The 19,375-nt window shown below is 74.0% G+C and carries 22 protein-coding genes; 10 read left to right on the forward strand and 12 right to left on the reverse strand.

The window, feature by feature from the left end; genetic code table 11:
- The first annotated feature begins 49 nt into the window (after nucleotides 1–49).
- Genes ACFQ8T_RS00760 through ACFQ8T_RS00770 form a run of 3 tightly spaced genes read left to right on the forward strand, consistent with a single transcriptional unit; the run spans nucleotide 50 to nucleotide 2,595 of the window.
- A complete protein-coding gene (locus tag ACFQ8T_RS00760; RefSeq protein ID WP_430544663.1) occupies nucleotides 50–1,228 on the forward strand; it encodes an ABC transporter permease in 1,179 nt (392 codons plus the stop codon).
- Entirely contained in the window at nucleotides 1,225–1,947 is a 723-nt protein-coding gene (locus ACFQ8T_RS00765) for an ABC transporter ATP-binding protein (RefSeq protein ID WP_430544664.1), read from the forward strand. The genes ACFQ8T_RS00760 and ACFQ8T_RS00765 overlap by 4 nt, the downstream gene beginning before the upstream one ends.
- A 51-nt stretch (nucleotides 1,948–1,998) precedes the next feature.
- Nucleotides 1,999–2,595 carry a TetR/AcrR family transcriptional regulator gene (locus ACFQ8T_RS00770; protein ID WP_430544665.1) on the forward strand — a complete coding sequence of 199 codons (597 nt, stop codon included), beginning with the start codon at nucleotides 1,999–2,001 and terminating at the stop codon, nucleotides 2,593–2,595.
- 12 nt (nucleotides 2,596–2,607) lie between these two features.
- Here the strand turns inward: ACFQ8T_RS00770 and ACFQ8T_RS00775 are convergent, their stop codons facing one another.
- Entirely contained in the window at nucleotides 2,608–3,174 is a 567-nt protein-coding gene (locus ACFQ8T_RS00775; RefSeq protein ID WP_430544666.1) for a TetR/AcrR family transcriptional regulator, read from the reverse strand.
- A 113-nt stretch (nucleotides 3,175–3,287) separates the two neighbouring features.
- Between ACFQ8T_RS00775 and ACFQ8T_RS00780 the strand changes: the two genes are divergently transcribed.
- A complete protein-coding gene (locus ACFQ8T_RS00780; RefSeq protein WP_430545082.1) occupies nucleotides 3,288–3,608 on the forward strand; it encodes a DMT family transporter in 321 nt (106 codons plus the stop codon).
- Nucleotides 3,605–3,994 carry a DMT family transporter gene (locus ACFQ8T_RS00785; protein WP_430544667.1) on the forward strand — a complete coding sequence of 130 codons (390 nt, stop codon included), beginning with the start codon at nucleotides 3,605–3,607 and terminating at the stop codon, nucleotides 3,992–3,994. The genes ACFQ8T_RS00780 and ACFQ8T_RS00785 overlap by 4 nt, the downstream gene beginning before the upstream one ends.
- Nucleotides 3,995–4,012: 18 nt before the next feature.
- On the opposite strand, the gene ACFQ8T_RS00790 is transcribed toward ACFQ8T_RS00785, so the two are convergent.
- The 3 genes from ACFQ8T_RS00790 to ACFQ8T_RS00800 form a co-directional block, all read right to left on the reverse strand.
- Nucleotides 4,013–4,768: an SDR family NAD(P)-dependent oxidoreductase gene (locus ACFQ8T_RS00790; protein ID WP_430544668.1), complete on the reverse strand. Its 756-nt coding sequence runs from the start codon at nucleotides 4,766–4,768 to the stop codon at nucleotides 4,013–4,015.
- Nucleotides 4,769–4,919: 151 nt separating this feature from the next.
- Complete coding sequence (locus tag ACFQ8T_RS00795) at nucleotides 4,920–5,750, reverse strand: aldo/keto reductase (RefSeq protein WP_430544669.1); 831 nt, start codon at nucleotides 5,748–5,750, stop codon at nucleotides 4,920–4,922.
- A gap of 44 nt (nucleotides 5,751–5,794) precedes the next feature.
- A complete protein-coding gene (locus tag ACFQ8T_RS00800; RefSeq protein ID WP_430544670.1) occupies nucleotides 5,795–6,994 on the reverse strand; it encodes an MFS transporter in 1,200 nt (399 codons plus the stop codon).
- A 160-nt stretch (nucleotides 6,995–7,154) separates the two neighbouring features.
- Between ACFQ8T_RS00800 and ACFQ8T_RS00805 the strand changes: the two genes are divergently transcribed.
- Nucleotides 7,155–7,601: a MarR family winged helix-turn-helix transcriptional regulator gene (locus ACFQ8T_RS00805; protein ID WP_430544671.1), complete on the forward strand. Its 447-nt coding sequence runs from the start codon at nucleotides 7,155–7,157 to the stop codon at nucleotides 7,599–7,601.
- A 123-nt stretch (nucleotides 7,602–7,724) separates the two neighbouring features.
- Nucleotides 7,725–8,045 (forward strand): hypothetical protein, encoded by a 321-nt coding sequence (locus tag ACFQ8T_RS00810; RefSeq protein ID WP_430544672.1) that lies wholly within the window; start codon nucleotides 7,725–7,727, stop codon nucleotides 8,043–8,045.
- 21 nt (nucleotides 8,046–8,066) lie between these two features.
- Here the strand turns inward: ACFQ8T_RS00810 and ACFQ8T_RS00815 are convergent, their stop codons facing one another.
- Both ACFQ8T_RS00815 and ACFQ8T_RS00820 read right to left on the reverse strand, forming a co-directional pair.
- Entirely contained in the window at nucleotides 8,067–8,720 is a 654-nt protein-coding gene (locus ACFQ8T_RS00815) for a transcriptional regulator (RefSeq protein WP_430544673.1), read from the reverse strand.
- The gene (locus ACFQ8T_RS00820) at nucleotides 8,717–9,136 is read right to left on the reverse strand and encodes a DNA-binding protein (protein ID WP_430544674.1); all 420 of its coding nucleotides are present in this window, start codon (nucleotides 9,134–9,136) and stop codon (nucleotides 8,717–8,719) included. Before ACFQ8T_RS00820 ends, ACFQ8T_RS00815 begins: the two co-directional genes overlap by 4 nt.
- A 123-nt stretch (nucleotides 9,137–9,259) precedes the next feature.
- Between ACFQ8T_RS00820 and ACFQ8T_RS00825 the strand changes: the two genes are divergently transcribed.
- Together ACFQ8T_RS00825 and ACFQ8T_RS00830 are read left to right on the forward strand one after the other, a co-directional pair.
- On the forward strand, nucleotides 9,260–10,447 hold the full coding sequence (locus ACFQ8T_RS00825) for a PEP/pyruvate-binding domain-containing protein (protein WP_430544675.1): 1,188 nt from the start codon (nucleotides 9,260–9,262) through the stop codon (nucleotides 10,445–10,447).
- A 59-nt stretch (nucleotides 10,448–10,506) separates the two neighbouring features.
- Nucleotides 10,507–11,601 (forward strand): RDD family protein, encoded by a 1,095-nt coding sequence (locus tag ACFQ8T_RS00830; protein WP_430544676.1) that lies wholly within the window; start codon nucleotides 10,507–10,509, stop codon nucleotides 11,599–11,601.
- Between the two features lie 7 nt (nucleotides 11,602–11,608).
- Here the strand turns inward: ACFQ8T_RS00830 and ACFQ8T_RS00835 are convergent, their stop codons facing one another.
- Nucleotides 11,609–12,103, reverse strand: coding sequence for a pyridoxamine 5'-phosphate oxidase family protein (locus ACFQ8T_RS00835; RefSeq protein ID WP_430544677.1), 495 nt, complete (start codon nucleotides 12,101–12,103; stop codon nucleotides 11,609–11,611).
- A gap of 69 nt (nucleotides 12,104–12,172) precedes the next feature.
- Entirely contained in the window at nucleotides 12,173–12,838 is a 666-nt protein-coding gene (locus tag ACFQ8T_RS00840) for a DUF4097 family beta strand repeat-containing protein (RefSeq protein ID WP_430544678.1), read from the reverse strand.
- A 231-nt stretch (nucleotides 12,839–13,069) separates the two neighbouring features.
- On the opposite strand from ACFQ8T_RS00840, the gene ACFQ8T_RS00845 reads away from it, so the two are divergent.
- Entirely contained in the window at nucleotides 13,070–13,804 is a 735-nt protein-coding gene (locus ACFQ8T_RS00845) for a MarR family transcriptional regulator (protein ID WP_430544679.1), read from the forward strand.
- 6 nt (nucleotides 13,805–13,810) lie between these two features.
- Here the strand turns inward: ACFQ8T_RS00845 and ACFQ8T_RS00850 are convergent, their stop codons facing one another.
- The 4 genes from ACFQ8T_RS00850 to ACFQ8T_RS00865 all read right to left on the reverse strand — a co-directional run bounded on the left by ACFQ8T_RS00850 (nucleotide 13,811) and on the right by ACFQ8T_RS00865 (nucleotide 19,262).
- Nucleotides 13,811–15,964, reverse strand: a complete 2,154-nt coding sequence (locus tag ACFQ8T_RS00850) for a catalase (protein ID WP_430544680.1) — start codon at nucleotides 15,962–15,964, stop codon at nucleotides 13,811–13,813.
- Nucleotides 15,965–16,066: 102 nt separating this feature from the next.
- Nucleotides 16,067–16,942, reverse strand: a complete 876-nt coding sequence (locus tag ACFQ8T_RS00855; RefSeq protein ID WP_430544681.1) for a carbohydrate ABC transporter permease — start codon at nucleotides 16,940–16,942, stop codon at nucleotides 16,067–16,069.
- Nucleotides 16,943–16,944: 2 nt separating this feature from the next.
- Nucleotides 16,945–17,898 (reverse strand): carbohydrate ABC transporter permease, encoded by a 954-nt coding sequence (locus ACFQ8T_RS00860; RefSeq protein ID WP_430544682.1) that lies wholly within the window; start codon nucleotides 17,896–17,898, stop codon nucleotides 16,945–16,947.
- A complete protein-coding gene (locus ACFQ8T_RS00865; RefSeq protein WP_430544683.1) occupies nucleotides 17,895–19,262 on the reverse strand; it encodes an ABC transporter substrate-binding protein in 1,368 nt (455 codons plus the stop codon). The genes ACFQ8T_RS00860 and ACFQ8T_RS00865 overlap by 4 nt, the downstream gene beginning before the upstream one ends.
- Nucleotides 19,263–19,375 lie beyond the last annotated feature (113 nt).

Raw genomic sequence — 19,375 nt, forward strand, 5'->3', positions numbered from 1 at the left:
CCCCCGGCACGCGACAGTTTCCCGACACCGCGTTGGTATCGTTTCCGACATGACGTCGGCAACTCGTGTCGGCGCGGAAGGGAGCACGATGTTTCTGGCGTGGCGCGAGCTGCTGTTCGCGCGGGCACGGTTCGGCCTGATGGGAGGTGTCGTCGCCCTCGTCGCGATCCTCGTCGTCATCCTCTCGGGGCTCTCCTCGGGGCTCGTGAACGACGGCGTCTCCGGGCTGAAGAAGCTGCCCGTGACGGCGTTCGCCTTCGACGAGGGCACCCCCGTCGACTCCGCGTTCTCCCGCAGCACGGTGGAGCGGGACCAGGCGGACCGATGGGCACAGCAGGACGGCGTGGCCGACGCCGCGCTGTTCGGGAACCAGCTCGTCAACGCGGAGGGCCCCGACGGCGAGGCGGTCGACCTAGCCCTCTTCGGCGTCGAGCCCGACTCTTTCCTCGCCCCCTCCCCCGACCTCGTCGCGCAGGGCGCCGGGCTCGGGCAGCGCGACGGGATCGTCGTCAGCGAGACCGTGACCGACCTCGGGCTCGGCGTCGGCGACACCGTGACGGTCGACCGACTCGGCACCGAGCTGAGGATCGTCGGCGTCCTGGACGGCCAGCACACCTACGGGCACGTGGACGTCGCGTACGTCCCCCTCACCACCTGGCAGGAGATCCACGCCGGCGCCGGGCCCGCCGACGACGTGCGCCCCGACGCCTACGACGAGGCGACCGCCGTCGCGCTGAAGGAGTTCGACGGGGCCGACCTCGACCTCGCGGCCGCCGGCACCGGCACGGGCACGGCCGCGGTGCCCCTCGAGGACTCGTTCGAGGGGTCGCCGGGGTACGCGGCCGAGACCCTCACCCTCGACCTCATCCAGACGTTCCTCTTCGCCATCTCCGCCCTCGTGGTCGGCGCGTTCTTCACGGTGTGGACCATCCAGCGCCGGCACGAGATCGCCGTGGCCCGCGCCATGGGGGCCCGCACCGCCTACCTGGTCCGCGACGCCCTGGGGCAGGCGGCGGCCGTCCTCGTCGGCTCGACCGCGGTGGGCGTGGGCGTCGGGGTCGGGTTCGGCGCGCTGCTGACGTCCACCCCAATGCCGTTCTCGCTCGAGCCCGTGCCGGTGGCGGCCGCCGCCGCGCTGCTGATCGTGCTCGGGCTCCTCGGCGCGGCCGCCGCCGTCGGCCGCATCGCCCGTGTCGACCCGCTCACCGCCCTCGGAGGACAGCGATGACCCAGCCCGCCCCCACCACCACGACCACCGGGCGGCGCTCCGCCGCGGGCGACGGCCTCCGGCTGATCGACGTCACGCTCACCCTCGGCGACGGCGACGCCACCGTCACCGCGCTCGACCACGTCGACCTCGCCGTCCCGGCGGGCGAGCTGCTCGCCGTCGTCGGCCCGTCCGGCGCGGGGAAGTCGAGCCTGCTCGCGGTCGCCGGGGCGCTGACCCGGCCGGACTCCGGCACCGTCCTGGTGGACGGCGTGGACGTCGGCGCGTTCTCCCCCTCCCGTCAGGCCCGCCTGAGGCGCGAGCGGATCGGCTTCGTGTTCCAGTCGGGCAACCTCCTGCCCGCGCTCACGGCGGTCGACCAGCTCCGCTTCGCCCTGCACGCCACCGGGCGCAAGGTCGCGGGGTCCGCGCGGTCGCCGCTCGAGCTCCTGGAGCAGGTCGGCATGGCGCACAAGGCCGGCCGCCGGCCGCACGAGCTGTCCGGCGGCGAGCGCCAGCGCGTCGGGATCGCCCGTGCGCTGGTGACGGCCCCGGCTCTCCTGCTCGTGGACGAGCCGACCGCGGCGCTCGACCGCGCGCGGAGCCACGACGTCGTCGAGCTGCTCGCGGCCGAGACGCACGACCACGGCGTCGCGACGGTGATGGTCACCCACGACCACGACGTCCTGGAGCACTGCGACCGGGTGGTGCGGATGGAGGATGGGAGACTGGTCGACTGACCGTCACGCCCCGGGCCCGCGGGCCCGGGGCACCCGCGAGGAGGAGTGCCCGTGCCGCGCATCAGCGCCCCCACCGTCGCCGAGCACCGCGCGGCACAGCAGCGGGCGCTCCTCGACGCCGCGCGCGCGATCCTCGCCGAGACCGGCCGCCCGCCCACGTTCGCGGCGCTCGCCGAGCGCTCCGGGCTGGCCCGCCCCAGCATCTACCAGTACTTCCGCTCCGCCGACGACCTCCTGCGCGCCATGGTGGAGGACGTCTTCCCCCGGTGGGCGGCGACGGTCGCGAGAGCCATGGACGACGCCGACGACGACGCGGGCCGGGTGCTCGCCTACGCGCGGACGAACCTCGAGCTCGTCGCCGAGGGCGAGCACGCCCTCGCCACCGCGCTCGCCGGCGCGGGACCCGCTCCCGCCGTGGCCGAGGGGATGAGGGCGATGCACGGTGAGCTCCTGAGGCCGCTGGTCGACACGCTGCACGCGCTGGGCGTGGCACAGCCGGAGCGGACCGCAGAGCTCGTCAACGCCGTGGTCAACGCGGGCTCGAGGATGCTCGAGTCCGGCGCGCCCCTCGACGAGGTCTGGGCCAGCACCGAGGACCTCCTGGGGCCGTTCGTCGCCCGGCACAGGGCCGACGACGGCACGGACTGAGCACCCCGACCGTCACCCCGCGACGCGCTCCAGGTGCGCGTCGAGCACGTCGAGCGCCCACGCGGCGTCGTCGTCCGGCTCCTGCCGCACGACGTGCAGCGCGAGGCCGTCGACGAGCGCGTGCAGCTCGCGCACCTCGACGCCGGACGGCGCGCGCCCGGTGAGGGCGGCCAGCGCGCGGGCGCACACGTCGCGGATGGCGTCCTGCGACGCACGGTGGCCGTCGCGCAGGGCGGGGTCGGTCATGGCCGCGGTGCCGAGCGCGAGGTACACCTCCATCTCGGTGCGCCGCTCGGCGTCCAGCGGCAGGAGCTGGGCGAGCACGGCCCGCGACCAGCCCGCGCCGTCGACGTCGACGGCGGCGACGCGCTCCCGGAGCCGCTCCAGGACGAGCGCCACGGCGCGCTCGCGCACGCTGGCCACGGTGGGGAACGTGTAGCGCAGCGAGCTCTGCGGCAGGCCGGCCTCCGCGGCCACGTTGCGCACGGACAGGGCCTCGAGACCGTCGCGCACGAGGACCCGCCACGCGGCCTCGGACACCTGGCGGCGGCGTTCGTCACGGTCGAGCTTCTGGGGCACGGGGCCATGTTCGCACAGTCGTGCGAAGTGTGCTAGAACTGTCTTCGCACGATCGTGCGACAACGTTTCAAAGCAGATCCCCGACAGTGCACGACAGAAGGGAAGTGAGAGCCGTGGACTGGCTGATCCTCATCGCCGCCGGCGTGATGGAGGCGGTGTGGGCGACCGCGCTGGCCGCGTCGCGCGGCTTCAGGCGACCGGTGCCGACCGTGCTGTTCGTCGTCGGGCTGGCCCTGAGCATGTGGGGCCTCGCGCACGCGATGCTCACCATCGAGGTGGGCACGGCCTACGCGGTGTGGGTGGGCATCGGCGCGGTCCTCACCGTGCTGGTCGCCATCGTCCGCGGCGACGAGCGGCTGACCGTCGCGCGGGCGCTGCTGCTGGTCGGCCTGGTCGGGTCGGTCGTCGGACTGAAGGTGGTGAGCTTTACATGAGCGCCGAGAACGTGGACGCGAGGAAGAACGTGACCACCGTGGCCTGGGTGGTGCTGGTGGCCAGCGCCGTCCTCGAGGCGGTCTGGGCCACCGCCCTGCACGCCAGCCGCGGCTTCACGGTGCCGGCCGACACGATCGTCTTCGTCGTCGCGCTGTCGCTGAGCATGCTCGGCCTGGGCTACGCCGCGAAGCACATCCCCATCGGCACGGCCTACGCCATCTGGACCGGCGTCGGCGCCGCGCTCACCGTCGCCTGGGCGATGGTCACGGGCGCGGAGACGGCGTCGCTCCTCAAGGCCCTGTTCCTCGTCGGCATCATCGGCTGCGCCATCGGCCTCAAGGTGGTCGGCGACGGCGCGCACGCCCGCGGCGGGTCGGACGACTGAGGAGTCGCGGCCGAGTCGTCAGACCTCGCGGCGGTGCACGACCTGCGCCGCCGCCTGGTCGCGCGGCATGAGCAGCACCTGGTCGACGTTGACGTGCGCCGGGCGGGTGGCGATCCACGCCACCGTCTCGGCGACGTCCTCGGCCGTGAGCGGCTCGACGCCGGCGTAGACGGCGTCGGCCTTCTCCTGGTCGCCCTTGAAGCGGACCAGCGAGAAGTCGGTGTGCACCATGCCCGGGTCGATCTCGCTGACCCGCACCGGCTGGCCGAGCAGCTCGAGGCGCAGCACGCGGGTGAGCGCGGCCTCGGCGTGCTTCGCGGCGTTGTAGCCGGCGCCGCCCTTGTAGGGCTCGCGGCCGGCGATGGAGCCGATGGTGATGACCTGGCCGTCGCCGCTGGCGATCAGGCTCGGCAGGAGGGCCTGGGTGACGCGCACCGTACCGAGCACGTTGATGTCGTACATGCGCTGCCAGTCGGCGAGGTCGGCGTCCGCCACCGACTCCGTCCCCAGCGCGCCGCCGGCGTTGTTGACGAGCAGGTCGCAGCGCCCGAGCTTCTCCTCGACGGCCGCGGCGAACGCCGCGACGGACGCGTCGTCCGTGACGTCGAGCGGCAGCGCGGTGCCGCCGGTCTCGGCGGCCACCTGCTCGAGCCGGTCCATCCGGCGAGCGCCCAGGACGACGTGGAAGCCCGCCGCCGCGAGGGCGCGCGCGCTGGCGGCGCCGATCCCGCAGCTGGCTCCGGTGACGACGGCGACGCGGGCGCTGCTCGGCATGGGTCCTCCTCAGGACGGTCGGGGTGCCAGCCCAGCGTAGGCGCCCACCCACCCGCCTCGGACAGCGTCGTGGGTGGGATCGTGGCCCTGTCTCGTTCCAGGACAGGGCCACGATCCCACCCACAACGCCCTGGGGGGCGCGCGCCGGAGGTCAGCCGTTGAACGACGCCGGGTGCGGGCCGGTGCGGCCGTCGCGCTCCAGCCCGTCGATGGCGGCGAGCTCGGCGTCCGTGAGGTCGAAGCCGAAGACGTCGAGATTCGCGGCGATGCGCGCGGGCGTCACCGACTTGGGGATGACGACGCGGCCCTGCTGCAGGTGCCAGCGCAGCACCACCTGGGCGGGCGTGACACCGTGCGCACGGGCGGCGTCGACGACGGGCGCGTCGCCCAGCACGGCACCCTGTGCCAGCGGGCTCCACGCCTCGGTCACCGCACCGTGGCGGGCGTTCGCCGCGACGGTGTCGCGGTTCTGCAGCGCGGGATGCAGCTCCACCTGGTTCACGACCGGGGTGCTGCCGCCGAGGGCGGCGACGCGGTCGAGGTGCTCGGGCAGGAAGTTGGACACGCCGATCGACGTCGCGAGGCCGGCGGCGCGCAGGTCCTCCAGGCCCTGCCAGGCGTCGAGGTAGTCGTCCGTGGCGGGGGTCGGCCAGTGGATGAGGTACAGGTCCACGCGGTCGAGGCCGAGCTTCTCGAGGCTCTGCTCGAGGCCCTCGCGGGCGGCGGCGCGGCCCAGCCGGTCGATCCACAGCTTGGTGGTGACGAACAGGTCGTCGCGGGCGACGCCCGACTCCGCCAGGGCGCGGCCCACGCCGCGCTCGTTCCCGTAGACGGCGGCCGTGTCGATGCTGCGGTAGCCCGCGTCGAGCGCGGCGCTCACCGCCGCCGTGGTCTCGGCGTCGGGCACCTGGAAGACGCCGAAGCCGAGCTGGGGCATGGCGTTGCCGTCGGCGAGGGAGACGGTGGGGACGTTCGCGGTCATGAGATGGGTCCTTCCGGTGGTGCGGTGCTGAGGTTCTGGGGATGTCAGACGGCGGTCGGCGCGAGCTCGCGCTCACGCTCGGCGGCGCGGGGGCGGGCGAGCTCGCCGCCGCGGGTGCGGACGGCGACCAGCAGGACGCCGAGCCCGGCGACCGTGACGGCCGCGCCGACCCACAGGGGCGACGTGTAGCCCGCCCCGGCGGCGAGGGCGAGGCCCGCCGCCCAGGCGCCGAACGCGTTGCCGACGTTGAACGCGGCGATGTTGGCGCCGGAACCGAGCGTCGGCGCGGCGTCGGTGTACCGCATGATGCGGGTCTGCAGCGCGGGCACGGTCGCGAAGCCGAAGCCGCCCATGAGCAGCAGGCCGACGACGGTCGCAGCCTTGCTCTGCGCGGTGAGGGCGAAGAGGACGAGGACGACGGCCAGCACCGCGATGACGGTGACGAGCGCCTTGACGAGGTTCCGGTCGGCGGCGCGGCCGCCCAGCACGTTGCCCGTGACCGTGCCGACGCCGAACACGACGAGCAGCCACGGGACGGCGGCGCTGCTGAACCCGCTCACCCCGGTGAGCGTGAACGCGATGTAGCTGAAGGCGCCGAACATGCCGCCGTAGCCGAGCACGGTGACCGCCATCGACAGCCAGACCTGGCGGCCGCGGAAGATGCGGAACTCCGAGAGCACGGAGCCGGTGGAGCGGTGCGCGGTGCGCGGCACGAGCACGGCGATGCCGACCAGGCCGAGCACGCCCACGGCGGTGACGGCCCAGAACGTGGCGCGCCAGCCCGCCGCCTGGCCGAGGAACGTGCCGAGCGGCACCCCCGCGACGTTCGCGACGGTGAGGCCCGCGAACATGATCGAGATGGCGGCCGCGCGTCGGTTCGCCGGGACCAGGTCGGCCGCGACGACCGCGCCGATCCCGAAGAACGCGCCGTGGCACAGCGCCGCGACGACCCGGCCGACCATCGTCATGCCGTAGGTGGGGGCGACGGCGCACAGCAGGTTGCCGACGATGAACAGGACCATGAGCAGCAGGAGCGCCCGCTTGCGCGGCACGCGGGACAGCGTCGCCGTCATGGCGATGGCTCCGACGGCGACGGACAGGGCGTAGCCGGAGATGAGGTAGCCGGCCACCGGCTCGGTGACGCCGAAGTCGGCGGCCACCTCCGGAAGCAGGCCCATGATGACGAACTCGGTGAGTCCGATGCCGAAGCCCCCGAGGGCAAGGGCGTACAGCGCGGCAGGCATCGAGGCCTCCAGGGTCGGGAGAGGGGAACGTTGCGTACGCAGTAGTTGCACGCGCAACGTTCTAGATAGTTGCACACGCGCTATATCGGCGCAAGGCGCTATGCTGTGACCCGGGCGACGGGACACCGGGCCCGACGACGAGGCCCGCGAGGAGGCCGACATGGGAATCGCCGACGACGCCGTCGAGATCCGCGCGCGCGGCTGGCGCACGCTCGCCGCGCTGCACGGGCTGATCGAGACGGACCTGGAACGAGCGCTGCAGAAGGAGCACCAGCTCTCCGTCGTGGAGTTCACCGTGCTCGACGCGCTCAGCCGTCAGGACGGCTGGCACATGCGCATGCAGCAGCTCGCGCGCGCCGCCGCGCTCTCCAGCAGCGCCACGACGCGCCTCGTCACCCGCCTCGAGGACCGCGGCCTGCTCACGCGCATCCTGTGCGCCGACGACCGCCGCGGCATCTACACCGAGCTCACGCCCGCCGGCCGCGCCCTGCTGAAGCAGGCCCGGCCCACGCACGACCGCGCGCTCGAGGAGGCGCTCACGCGCGCCGAGGACATCCCGGAGATCGCGCCGCTCGCGTCGTCGCTGCACGAGGTCGCCGCGGTCTGACGGCGGCGACGGCGCCCCCGGGCGTGTCGGCGCCCGGTGCCACGCTGCGGGGATGCCGATCACCGTGGACGAGCTCCGTGAACACTTCCTCGCCGCCTGGGCCCCGACACCTGCTACCCGCACATGAGCGCCGAGTGGACCCCCGAGCGCCCCTCGCGCGACCAGTGCGGCATGACCGCCCTGGTCGTCCAGGACGTCCTCGGCGGCGACCTGGTCCTCGCCGAGGTCCACGTCGACGGGGCGCAGATCGGCCACCACTACTGGAACCGGCTGCCGGACGGCACGGACGTCGACCTCACGGCGGACCAGTTCCGCCCCGAGGAGACGGTCGTCGGCGGCACGGTGGTCGTCAGGCCGCCGGACGCGCCCCGCTACCACCGGGAGCAGTACGAGCTCCTCCGCGACCGGGTCCTCGCCGCGCTGGGCGCCGCGTCCGAGCGCTGAGCCGAGCGCGGGACCTGCCCCTCAGGGACGCGGCTCGACCGCGCCGCGCGGGATCCCCGCCGTGGCGAGCAGGTCCTCGTGCAGCTCCATCCACGCCCCGTGGACGGAGGCCGCGCCGACCCCCGCCACGCGCGCGCCGTCGCCGGCCCGCGCCGCCGCCAGGGCGTCGTCGAGCCGCACGTCGTAGCCCGCGTACCGGGCGAGCTCGCCGGTGAGCTCGGCGAGAACCGGGCGTACCCCGTCGACGACGGCGCCCAGCTCGTCGAGCACCCGGCCGTCCCACGACGCGTCCCGGTGGTCGTTGACGTCGAGCCGTCCGCCGTCCGAGGGCCGCAGCTGCCAGTCGGTGCACGCCTTCAGCAGCCGCGCGTTCAGCGGGGCGAACGCGGTGACCGCCTCGCGCACGACGGCGGCGGCGCGTCCCGACGCGTCGGCGGCCAGCTCGGCGGCGAGCCGGCGCTCGTCCTCGGTCCGCCCGCGCTCGGTGAGGGACCAGCCGCCGGTGCCGGCGAACTCCGCCCAGGCCACGTGGCCGTGCGCCTCGAGGTCGAGCAGGTGCTCGCGGGCGTCGTCCACGGCGAGCCCCGACCGTTCGGCGACGGCCGCGTCGTCCGCCGTGCCGCGCACGCGGACGGCATGGAGCACGAGCAGCTCGGGCTCGGACGCGCGGCTCACGGCGCCTCCCCCGCTCCCGCGGACCTCGCGACGAGCCGGTCGAGCCGCTGCTGCACCGCCTGCGGGGAGCCGAGGCCCAGCGCAGACGCCATCCGGCCCCAGGTGTGCCCGGCGGCGCGCGCGGTGAACAGCGCGGCGGTCTCGAGCTGCTCCGCCTCGGCCCTCGCCCCGGGCACGAGCGCGAGGGCGGCGAGCGCCCCGGCGGCGTCCTGCTCGGACGTGAGCTCCCCGCGCGCGGACCGCCACAGGTAGTGCCGCACGAGGTCCGTCGCCGACGGCGGCACGGGCGCCGGCTGCCAGGGGCGCGGCGCGAGCGCGTCGCCGCCCAGGTCGAGCAGCACGCGGCGGGCGCGGGCCTCGCCGGCGGCGGCCCCCTGGTCGTGCGCGTGGTCGTCCGGGAGTGGCTTGCGTTCCATCCCGCGACCGTGCACCATCAACGAACTATTGTCAACGATCCGTTGATGCTGCCGCCGTGACGTCCGTCCCTGGCGGCCGTCGACGGCATCTCGGAGAGCGACCTGCGGGGACGGAGGTGCGGCGTGCGGGCAGTCGTTGCGCTCGAGCGGGCGACGTCGGAGCACGGTGCCAAGGCGACCGGGCTCGGCGGGTTGCGGCGGGCCGGGCTGCCGGTGCCGGACGGCTTCGTCCTCCCGGCCTCCCTCGACCATGTCGACCTCCGCGCCGCCGTCGACGGAGCGCTCGACGTGCTCGGGCGGCGCTCGGCCGTGGCCGTGCGGTCGTCTGCGACGGACGAGGACGGCCCGCGCGCGTCCGCGGCCGGGCAGTACGACACCCTGCTCGGCGTGTCCGGCACGGACGCCGTCGTCGAGGCCGTCGCGGCCTGTCGGGCGTCGTCCACCGGGCCGCGGGCCACGGCCTACCGGGCGGCGACGTCCGGCACCCCCGCTCGCGCTCCCTCCGCCGCCGACGTCGCGGTCGTCGTGCAGCGGCTGGTCGACGCGTGCGCCGCGGGCGTGCTGTTCACGGGCGACGGGCGCACGGTCGTCGAGGCCTCGTGGGGGCTGGGCGAGAGCGTGGCGCAGGGCGCCGTCGACCCCGACCGGTGGACCGTCGCGGACGGCCGCGTCGTCGAGCGTCGTACGGGGAGCAAGCGCACCCGCGTCGACCGTTCCCCCGCCGGGACGACCACCCGCGACGTCCCGCCGTCGGACCGCGACCGCCCCTGCCTCGACGACGACATCGTGCTGCGCCTCGCCGCGCTCGGGCACCGGGTCGCGGACCTGTGCGGCGGGCCGCAGGACGTCGAGTGGGCGGTGGACGACGCCGGCACCGTCTGGCTCCTCCAGGCCCGCCCGGTCACGGCCGCCCTCCCCGCCGGCGGTCGGGAGCGGGCGTCTGGCCCCGGTCCGAGGGCAGAACGGACCCCGTCGCCCGCTCACAGCGACGGCGTGCGGCTCGCGGGCACGGGGGCGAGCGGCGGCCGGGCGAGCGGGCCGGCGCGGGTGGTGCGCGGGCCGGACGACTTCGGCGCCGTCCGGCCCGGCGAGGTCCTGGTGTGCCGCGAGACCGACCCCGCGTGGACGCCGCTGTTCGGCGTGGTCGCCGCCGTCGTCACCGAGACGGGCGGGCTGCTGTCGCACGCGGCGATCGTCGCGCGCGAGCTGCGGTTGCCTGCCGTGCTCGGCGCGCCCGCCGCGACCGCCGTCCTGCACGACGCCGGGACGGTGACGGTCGACGGCGACGCGGGCACGGTCGCGACCGCCTGACCTGGACACGGGCTGGACGGTCCATGGACGGCCCCGCCCGCTCGTGGAAGCATCCGACCATGACCACGACGGCGTCCCGCCGCGACGCGCTGCCGGGGCGGGACCGGCCCGTCGAGCACGCCCTCGACCCGTTCACGACGGCGCCGCCGGCGGCGTGGGGCCTGCGGGTGCTGGCCACGCTCCTCGACTCCGCGCTCGTGGCGGCGGTGGCCTTCCTCGCGACGGGCGCCGCGCCGACTCTCGCCGCGCTCCCGGGCCTGGGCAGGCCCGGCGGGGCGGGCGGCGCGGCCTGGACGGCGGGAGCGCTGCTCGCGCTCGGGATCCTCCAGGCGTACACGGGCATGACGCCGGGCAAGCGGGTGGCCCACGTCGCGGTGGTCGACGACCGCAGCGGCCGGCCGATCGGGCTGCCCGGCACCGTGCTGCGCTGGTTCGCGCACGTGCTCGACGCCATCCTGCTGATCGGCTACCTGCGCTCGGCGTTCCGGAAGGACGGCCGTACCTTCGCCGACTCGCTGCTCGGCACCGTCGCCGTCTGCACCACGGCGCCGTCCCCGCACCCGCTCGTCGCGCGGCTACGGGCCTCCCGCGACCGGCCCGCGTCCTGGCTGCGCTGGCCGCGCCCCGTCACCGGCGTCGTCGCGTTCGTGCTGTGCGTGCCCGCCGCCGGGATGAGCCTGCTGGCCGGTTCGGGCGCCCGGTCCGAGGGGCCCGTGGTCGTCGGGTCCTGCCAGCTCACGGACGAGAGCGCCGACGTGTCGGCGTCGGCGACGATCGTCGCGCAACGCACGGAGAGCTGGGAGTCACGGCTGGGCATCCACCGCAACGGGACGACGACGTGGCGCCTCGGCGCGCGGTGGACCGTGCCCGCGGACTGGCCGACGCGGCCTACCGGCACCCCCACGCTCGAGGCCCGCGCCGCCGGCGACGAGCCCGCCACGACCGCCCCCGACGACGGCGACGCGGGCTGGGCCGACGGAGCCTGGCCGGTGGCGGCGCAGGACGCGGCGGACGGCCCGCCCACGACGCTCCGGTCCAAGACCCTCGTGACGCACGACGAGCTCGCCGACGGGTGGGCCGCCACCGTCCTCGACGGGGTCGGCGAGTGCGGCACGGCGCTCACCCTCCCGCTGGACCCCGACCTGGCGACGTGACGCGACGTCAGGGGCGGAACCTCGTCTGCCCGTGCGGCGACTTGGCGAACGCGAGCACCTTGTCGACCACGACGCGGTAGACGAGCGCGCGCTGGCCGTGCGGGTCGAAGGACTCGTCGTCGTTCTCGAAGTCCCAGGCGTCGCCGTACTTGGCGCGGAAGCCGTCGGCGAGCCGGCGGAGCTCCGGCTCGCCGGTCGCGCGGACGACGACGCCCTCCACGACGACGTCGAGCCCGGAGTCCCACTCCGGGGACCCGATCGTCACGGCCACGTGCGGGCTGTGCGCGAGGTTGTGGGCCTTCTGCTCGCCCGGGCCGGTGCAGAAGACGAAGCCGTCGTCGGTCCACAGCCCGACGAGCGGTGTGACGTGCGGGCGGCCGTCCGCCCGGACGGTGACGAGCCGGTAGAGGGTCGCGGCCGTCAGCGCGGCCTCGACCTCCGGCCAGGGGGTGGGCGCGGTGGCCTCGCTGAAGCGGGCGTCGAGGGTTCCGGTGGGGGTCATGACAGGACAGACCCGCCGGGCCGACGGTACTCGTCGGCCCGGCGGGTCCGGGATCTGCGTCGGATCGGCTCAGCGGCTGTGCGCCGACACGTCGCCCATCGTGGTGGTGGCGCGGATCGCGACCTGGACGTCGCCGCCGCTGTTCGTGATCGCGTCGTGGATGCGGCCCAGCGTCGTGCCCGCGTCGAGCGACGCGGTGACGCCGGACGCGACGCCCACCGTCACGTCGCCGGCCTGCGTGCTCAGGTCGAGCGCACCCTGCACGGCCTCCTCCACGCGGAGGTCGCCCTTGGCGGTGCTCAGCGTGCCGGGGCCGGTGAGCCGGCCGACGGTGATGTCGCCGGCCTGCGTGGAGAGGCGGGCGCTCGCCGCCTCGTCGATCTTGACGTCGCCGTGCGCGGTCTCGACGACGACGGCGCCGAGGCGCCCGACGCCGCGCAGCGGGGCGCTCGCCGCGGTGACCTCGACCGCGGACCCTGCGGGCAGCTGGACCGTGACCTCGACCGACCCGGAGGGCCCGAAGGCCCGGTGCCCGTCGGGCGCCGCGACGCGCAGGACGCCGTCGGTGTACGCGACGGTGGTCTGCTCGGCGGCCTCGACGTCGCGGCGCTTCGAGGCGTCGGCGGGCCGCACCTCGACCGTGGTGTCGGACCGGTCGGCGGCGACGAAGGTGAGGCGCCCGGCCGGGACGTCGACGACGGCGGAGACGGGGGCGGGGGTGGCGAAGTTCTGCATCGTTCTCAGCTCCTGCGATGGTCGGTGCGGTGACTTTCTGACACGGGAAACGCTACGTTGCGTTCGCGAATCCAGCAAGAGCAATGTTGCACCAGAAATGTGTCGCTGCAGGTCACGATGCATATATCGTTGCATCAGACCCGAACATCAACGCAACCGTGCCGCCTGAACTCGTTGCACCTGACTCGAAGTGAACGTAACGTGGCACCCGCCCCGACCCAGGAGGACGCCATGCCGGGAGGCCGGCTCACCGCCCAGGAGCGCCAGCAGATCGCGCTGGGCCTCGCCGACGACCTCGCGTACGCCGAGATCGCCCGCCGGCTCGACCGCCCGACGTCGACCGTCACGCGCGAGGTGATGCGCAACGGCGGCCCCGGCGGCTACCGCGCCGACCTCGCGCAGCGCGCCACCCAGCAGCGCGCGCACCGTCGTCGCCCCGCTACGCCGCGCGCGCCGTCCGGCTCGGGGGCCGCGCCCGACGACGCGGCCCTGCGGGCGTACGAGGAGACGTTCACGACGCTGCTCATGCAGTCCGGCCTCCCCCGCATGGCCTCCGCCGTGCTCACGCGGCTGTACGTGGCGGACTCGGGCAGCCTCACCGCGGCGGAGCTGGTCGAGAGGCTGCAGGTGAGCCCGGCGTCGGTGTCCAAGGCGGTCGCGCTGCTGGAGAACCTGGGGCTGATCCGCCGCGAGCGCGAGGACGGCCGCCGCGAGCGCTACGCCGCCGACGGCGACGCCTGGTACCAGTCGATGATCGCCGCCGCGCGCTCCAACGCCGCGCTCGCCGCCACCGCCCGGCAGGGGGTCGACGTCCTGGGCCGCGACTCGGCCGCGGGCGCGCGCCTGGAGAACATGGCGCGCTTCATCGACTTCGTCGCCGACAGCATCACGCGCGCGGCCGAGCAGGCGCGCGACCTGCTCCACACGAGCCCCCCGCGCGACACCGAGGGCTCGGCGGCGCGCTGACCGGGCTCACGCGAGAGTCGCGAGCCGGTCCCAGGCCCGGTGCAGCCCGAGCGCCTCGCGCAGCGTGGGCGCCACCTCCGCCCCGGCGTCGGCGAGCGTGACCCCTGGCGCGCCCTCCGGCACCCCCGCGGCCACCAGCACCTCGCGGCCGGTCCCGAGCGCCGCGATCGCCTTGCCGTGGCGGAACGCCTCCTGCAGCAGGACGACGGTCCGCGGGTCGGTTCCCGCGGGCGTACCCGCCGTGCCGTCGGCCACCACCACCGCGTCGTACTCGATGGACCGGGTCGTCAGCAGGGTCCGCTCCACGGTCTCCCGCTCCGCCCCCGAGACCACCTCACCGCCGTGCACGGCGACCACCCGGACGACGACACCCTCCGCGCCGAGAGCCGACCGCAGCGCGCCCACCACCCCGAGGTCGCCGCCGTCGGCCACGACCACGCCGACCACCCTGCCGTCGACGCGGCCGGGCTCGCTCGGCACCTGCGACAGGGCGGGTGACGGCTCGACACCCTCGGGCAGCTCGGCCGCCGGCGCCTCGAGCCCGAGGCCCACCGCCACGCGGGAGGCCAGGTCGCCGTCGACCCGGGCGAGGCTGGCCAGCATGCGCTCGCGGATCCCGTCGGAGGCGCACTTGCCGAGCTCGAACGTGTACGCCTCGACCTCGTGCGCCTGCTCGACGGGCGTGAGCGACAGCCAGAACAGCCGCGCCTGGGTGAAGTGGTCGGCGAACGACACCGGGTTCTCCCGGACCTTCACGCCCTCGACGGGCGTGGGGACGGTGACGAAGCCGTCCTCGGGCGACGCCACGGGCCGGTCGTCGTCGATCGCGTTCGGTTTGTAGGCGACGACGCCGGAGTGCACGGCCGTCTGGTGCATGCCGTCGCGGAGCATGTCGTTCACCGGGGCGTGCGGTCGGTTGATCGGCAGCTGCGCGAAGTTGGGCCCGCCGAGCCGGGTCAGCTGGGTGTCCAGGTAGGAGAAGAGACGCCCCTGCATCAGCGGGTCGTTGGTGACGTGGATGCCCGGCACCAGGTGGTCCACGTGGAACGCCACCTGCTCGGTCTCGGCGAAGTAGTTCGTGGGGTTGGCGTGCAGCGTCATGACGCCGACGCGCTGCACGGGGCACAGCTCCTCCGGCACGATCTTCGTGGGGTCCAGGAGGTCGATCCCCTCGAACGTCTCGTCGGGGGTGTCGGGCATGACCTGGAGCCCCAGCTCCCACTGCGGGAACGCCCCGGCGTCGATCGCGTCCGCCAGGTCGCGGCGGTGGAAGTCCGGGTCGGCGCCCTGGGCGATCTGGGCCTCCTCCCACACCAGCGAGTGCACGCCCAGCAGGGGCTTCCAGTGGAACTTCACCAGCGACGTCGAGCCGTCGGCGGCCTGGAGGCGGAACGTGTGGACGCCGAAGCCCTCCATCGTGCGGTAGCTGCGCGGGATCGCCCGGTCGGACATCGCCCACATCGCCATGTGGGTCGACTCGGTGTGCGACGAGATGAAGTCCCAGAAGGTGTCGTGCGCACTCTGCGCCTGCGGGATCTCACGGTCCGGGTGCGGCTTGCCGGCATGGATGATGTCGGGGAACTTCACGGCGTCCTGGATGAAGAACACGGGGAAGTTGTTGCCCACCAGGTCGAAGACGCCCTCCGCGGTGTAGAACTTCGTCGCGAAGCCGCGCACGTCGCGGACGGTGTCGGCCGACCCACGGGACCCGAGCACGGTCGAGAAGCGGACGAAGACGTCGGTCTCCCGGTCCGCCTCCGCGAGGAACGCCGCCCGGGTGACGCTCGCCGCGTTGCCGTAGGCGCGGAAGGTCCCGTGCGCGCCGGCTCCCCGGGCGTGCACCACCCGCTCCGGGATCCGCTCGTGGTCGAAGTGCGTGATCTTCTCGCGGAAGTGGTGGTCCTCCATGAGCAGCGGGCCGCGCGGACCCGCCGTGAGCGAGTGGTCGGTGTCGTCGACGCGCAGGCCCTGCGCCGTCGTCAGCCGGTCCCCCGCCTGCGCGCGAGGGTCGGGGCGGTCGTCGGGCTCGCCGCCCGGGTGGAACGGGCAGCCGGTCGGGCCGCGTCGGTCCGGGGCCGCGGTGCGGGGCGTCGGGGCGCCCGGCACGACGCCGCCGGGGACGGGCTGGTCCGCATCGTTCGAGGGGCGGTTCGCGGTCATGAGGGTCTCCTCCGCAGGATCGGGAGCACGGTCGCGCCCGTGCCGGGCCGGCGCTCCCCACCCTCTGGCAGGCCTCCGTTGCTCGCAGCAGCGGTGCCGCCCCTACTTGATGGCGCCCATCGACAGGCCGCGCACCAGCTGCTTCTGCGCGATCCACCCGGCCAGGATCACCGGCAGCGACGCCAGCAGCGCGGCGGCGCAGAGCCGCGCGAGGAACAGGCCCTCGCTCGTCATCGTCGAGACGATGAAGATCGGCACGGTGGCGGCGCGCGACGCGGTGAGGTTGAGCGCGAAGAAGAACTCGTTCCACGCGAAGATCACGCAGATGAGCGCCGTCGCGGCGATGCCGGGCGCGACCATCGGGATCAGCACGGACCGCAGCGTCTTCATCAGCCCCGCGCCGTCGACGGCGGCGGCCTCGAGCACCTCCGCCGGGATCTCCTGGAAGAACGACCGCATCATCCACACCGCGATCGGCAGGTTCATCGCCGTGTAGAGCACGACGAGGGTCCAGACGTTGTCGAGCACCTTGAGCTGCCCGGCGATGACGTAGATCGGCACGATGACGGCCACGACCGGCAGCATCTTGGTGGAGATGAAGAAGAACAGCACGTCGCTGACCTTCTCCACCGGCCGGATCGACAGCGCGTACGCGGCGGGGATGCCGAGCAGCAGCACGAGGACGGTCGAGACGCCGGTGGCGATCGCCGAGTTCGCGACGTACGTCCCGGACTCCCCGATCACCGCCTGGAACTGGTCGAGCGTCGGCGTGAAGAACCACGTGGGCGGGTCGGACGACGCCTGGTTCTCCTGCTTGAACGCCGTCATCGCCATCCACAGGACGGGGAAGAAGAACCCGAGCGCGAGGATCCAGGTGAGCGTGGTGAGCAGCCCCCCGGCGACGCTGCTCCGGCCTGAGCGGCGCGCGGCCGGGGGCGGAGCGACAGGCGTGCGCGGGGCCGTTTCGGTGGCGGTCATGCTCACTCCTTGACGTCGAAGCTGCGGAAGATGAGCCGCAGCGCGGCGGAGGCGACGATGATCGTGGCGATGACGACGACGACGCCCATCGCGGCGGCCTGCCCGACGTCGAAGCCGAGGAAGGCGCGCTGGTAGATGTAGAACGGCAGGTTGGCGCTGGCCGTCCCGGGGCCGCCGGCGGTCATGAGGTAGATCTGGTCGAACGTGTTGACCACGTAGATGATCCCGAGCAGCACGCCCAGCTCGATGTACCGGCGCAGCTGCGGGAGGGTGATCGACCCGAAGGTGCGCCACCAGCCGGCGCCGTCCATCGCGGCGGCCTCGAGCACGTCCTTCGGCTGGGCCTGCAGCCCGGCGAGCACGAGCAGCATCATGAACGGCGTCCACTGCCACACCAGGGCCATGAGGATCGCGACGATCGGGTACGTCGAGGTCCAGTCGACGGGGTCGATGCCCACCAGCCCGAGCGTCCAGTTGAACAGCCCGTACGTCGGGTTGAGCATCGCCATCGACCACAGCACCGAGCTGGCCACGGGCATGATGAGGAACGGCGTGATGAGCAGCGTGCGCGCCACGCCCCGGCCGCGGAAAGGCCGGTCGAGCAGGATCGCGAGCACGATGCCCAGCACCATCGCGACCAGCACGCAGCCGAGGGTGATGACCACCGAGTTGAGCGCCGTCTGGCGGAACACCGAGTCGCGCGCGATGTCGAGATAGTTCGAGAGCCCGACGAAGAGGTCGGAGTCGGGGCGCAGCAGGTTCCGCGAGTGCAGCGAGTACCAGATCGTCACGAGGAACGGGATCTGCGTGACGACGATCGTGAAGATCAGCGCCGGCAGCAGCGGGCCGCGTCGGCGCCACCGCTCGGCTCGGGAGAACTGGTGCTTGTCCGCGCGGGCGGCGCGCTGGGCCTGCGCGCGCCGCAGGTTCCCGGCCTGCGTGGTGACGGCGGTCATCGCTCGTTCTCCTTGCGGTACGTCTCGGCGACCGTGTCGGCGTACTGCTGCGACTGCTCCAGCGCGTCCGCCACGGACTTCTGGCCGGCGATGGCGGCGGACATCTGCTGGCCCACGCGGGTACCGAGGTCCTGGAACTCGGGGATGCCGACGAACTGGATGCCCGGGTAGGGCACGGGCGCCACCATCGTCTTCTCCTGCGTGGCCTCGCTCATCGCGGTGAGGGTCGCGTCGGCGTACGCCTCCGAGACCTCCGCGTACTGCGGGAGCTCGTAGGTGGACAGCCGGCTGCCGGGCGGCACCCGTTCCCAGGAGAGCCGCTCGCCGACGAGCTTGATGTAGTCCTTGTCGGTCATCCAGGAGACGAAGTCCCAGGCGGCGTCCTTGTGCTCGCTGGTGGACGGGATCGCGAGCGACCAGGAGTACAGCCAGCCCGCCGCGTCGGTGTCGCTCACGGGCGCGGGCACGTAGCCGGTCTTGCCGGCCACGGTCGACGACGCCGGGTCCTCGACCGAGGAGACCATCGAGGTCGCGTCGTACCACATGGCCGCCTGCCCCTGCGCGAACCGGGTGAGGCAGTCGCCGAAGCCGGAGGTCGCGGCGCCCGGCTGCCCGTACTGCTGCACGGTGTCGACGTACGTCTCGACGGCCTCACGCACCTCGGGCGAGTCGAGGCGGGCGTTCCAGCCCTCGTCGAACCACTGCCCGCCATAGGTGTTCAGCACGGTCGTCATGGGAGCCATGACCTCGCCCCACCCGGCCAGGCCGCGCAGGCAGATGCCCGCGAAGTCCTGCGACGGGTCGTTCAGCTCGGCGGCCAGCTCGCGGACGTCGTCCCAGGTGGGGCGGTCCGGCATGGTGAGGCCGGCCTGCTGGAAGAGGTCCTTGCGGTAGGCGAGGAACGACGACTCGCCGTAGAACGGCACCGAGTAGAGGTCGCCGTCCACCGACAGCGCCTCCCGCACGCTGGGCACGAAGTCGTCCGGGTCGTACCCCTCGGTGGCGTCGGCGTACGGCTGGAGGTTCTCGATCCAGCCGTTCTCGGCCCACATCGGCGTCTCGTAGTTGGAGATCATCACGACGTCGAACTCCCCGCCGCCGGTGGCGACGGACGCGGTGATCTTGGCCCGGGCCTCGTTCTCCGGCAGGGTCACGAAGCGCACGTCGATGCCGGGGTGCTCCTTGCGGAACTCGTCCTGGAGCGAGATCGCGTCCTGCATCTGCGGGTTCGAGACGATCGCGACGACGATCTGCTCGCCGTCTCCCCCGCCGACGGCGCCCGCCCCCGCACAGGCGGCCAGGGAGAGCCCGAGGACGGCGGCGCCGCCCGCGGCGGCGAGCCTCCGGGTTCGTGGTCGGGACATCGCTGTCCTCACGTCGTCGGTCCGGTCGGTGTGTCTCGACGAGCCCCGGCGCGCACAGATGAGATGCGGCGCTGCGCTCATCTGTCTGGACAGTAGTAGGTGATGCTCAGCTG

Source organism: Isoptericola sp. NPDC056618, assembly GCF_042792715.1.
Classification (GTDB): Bacteria; Actinomycetota; Actinomycetes; order Actinomycetales; family Cellulomonadaceae; genus Isoptericola; species Isoptericola nanjingensis.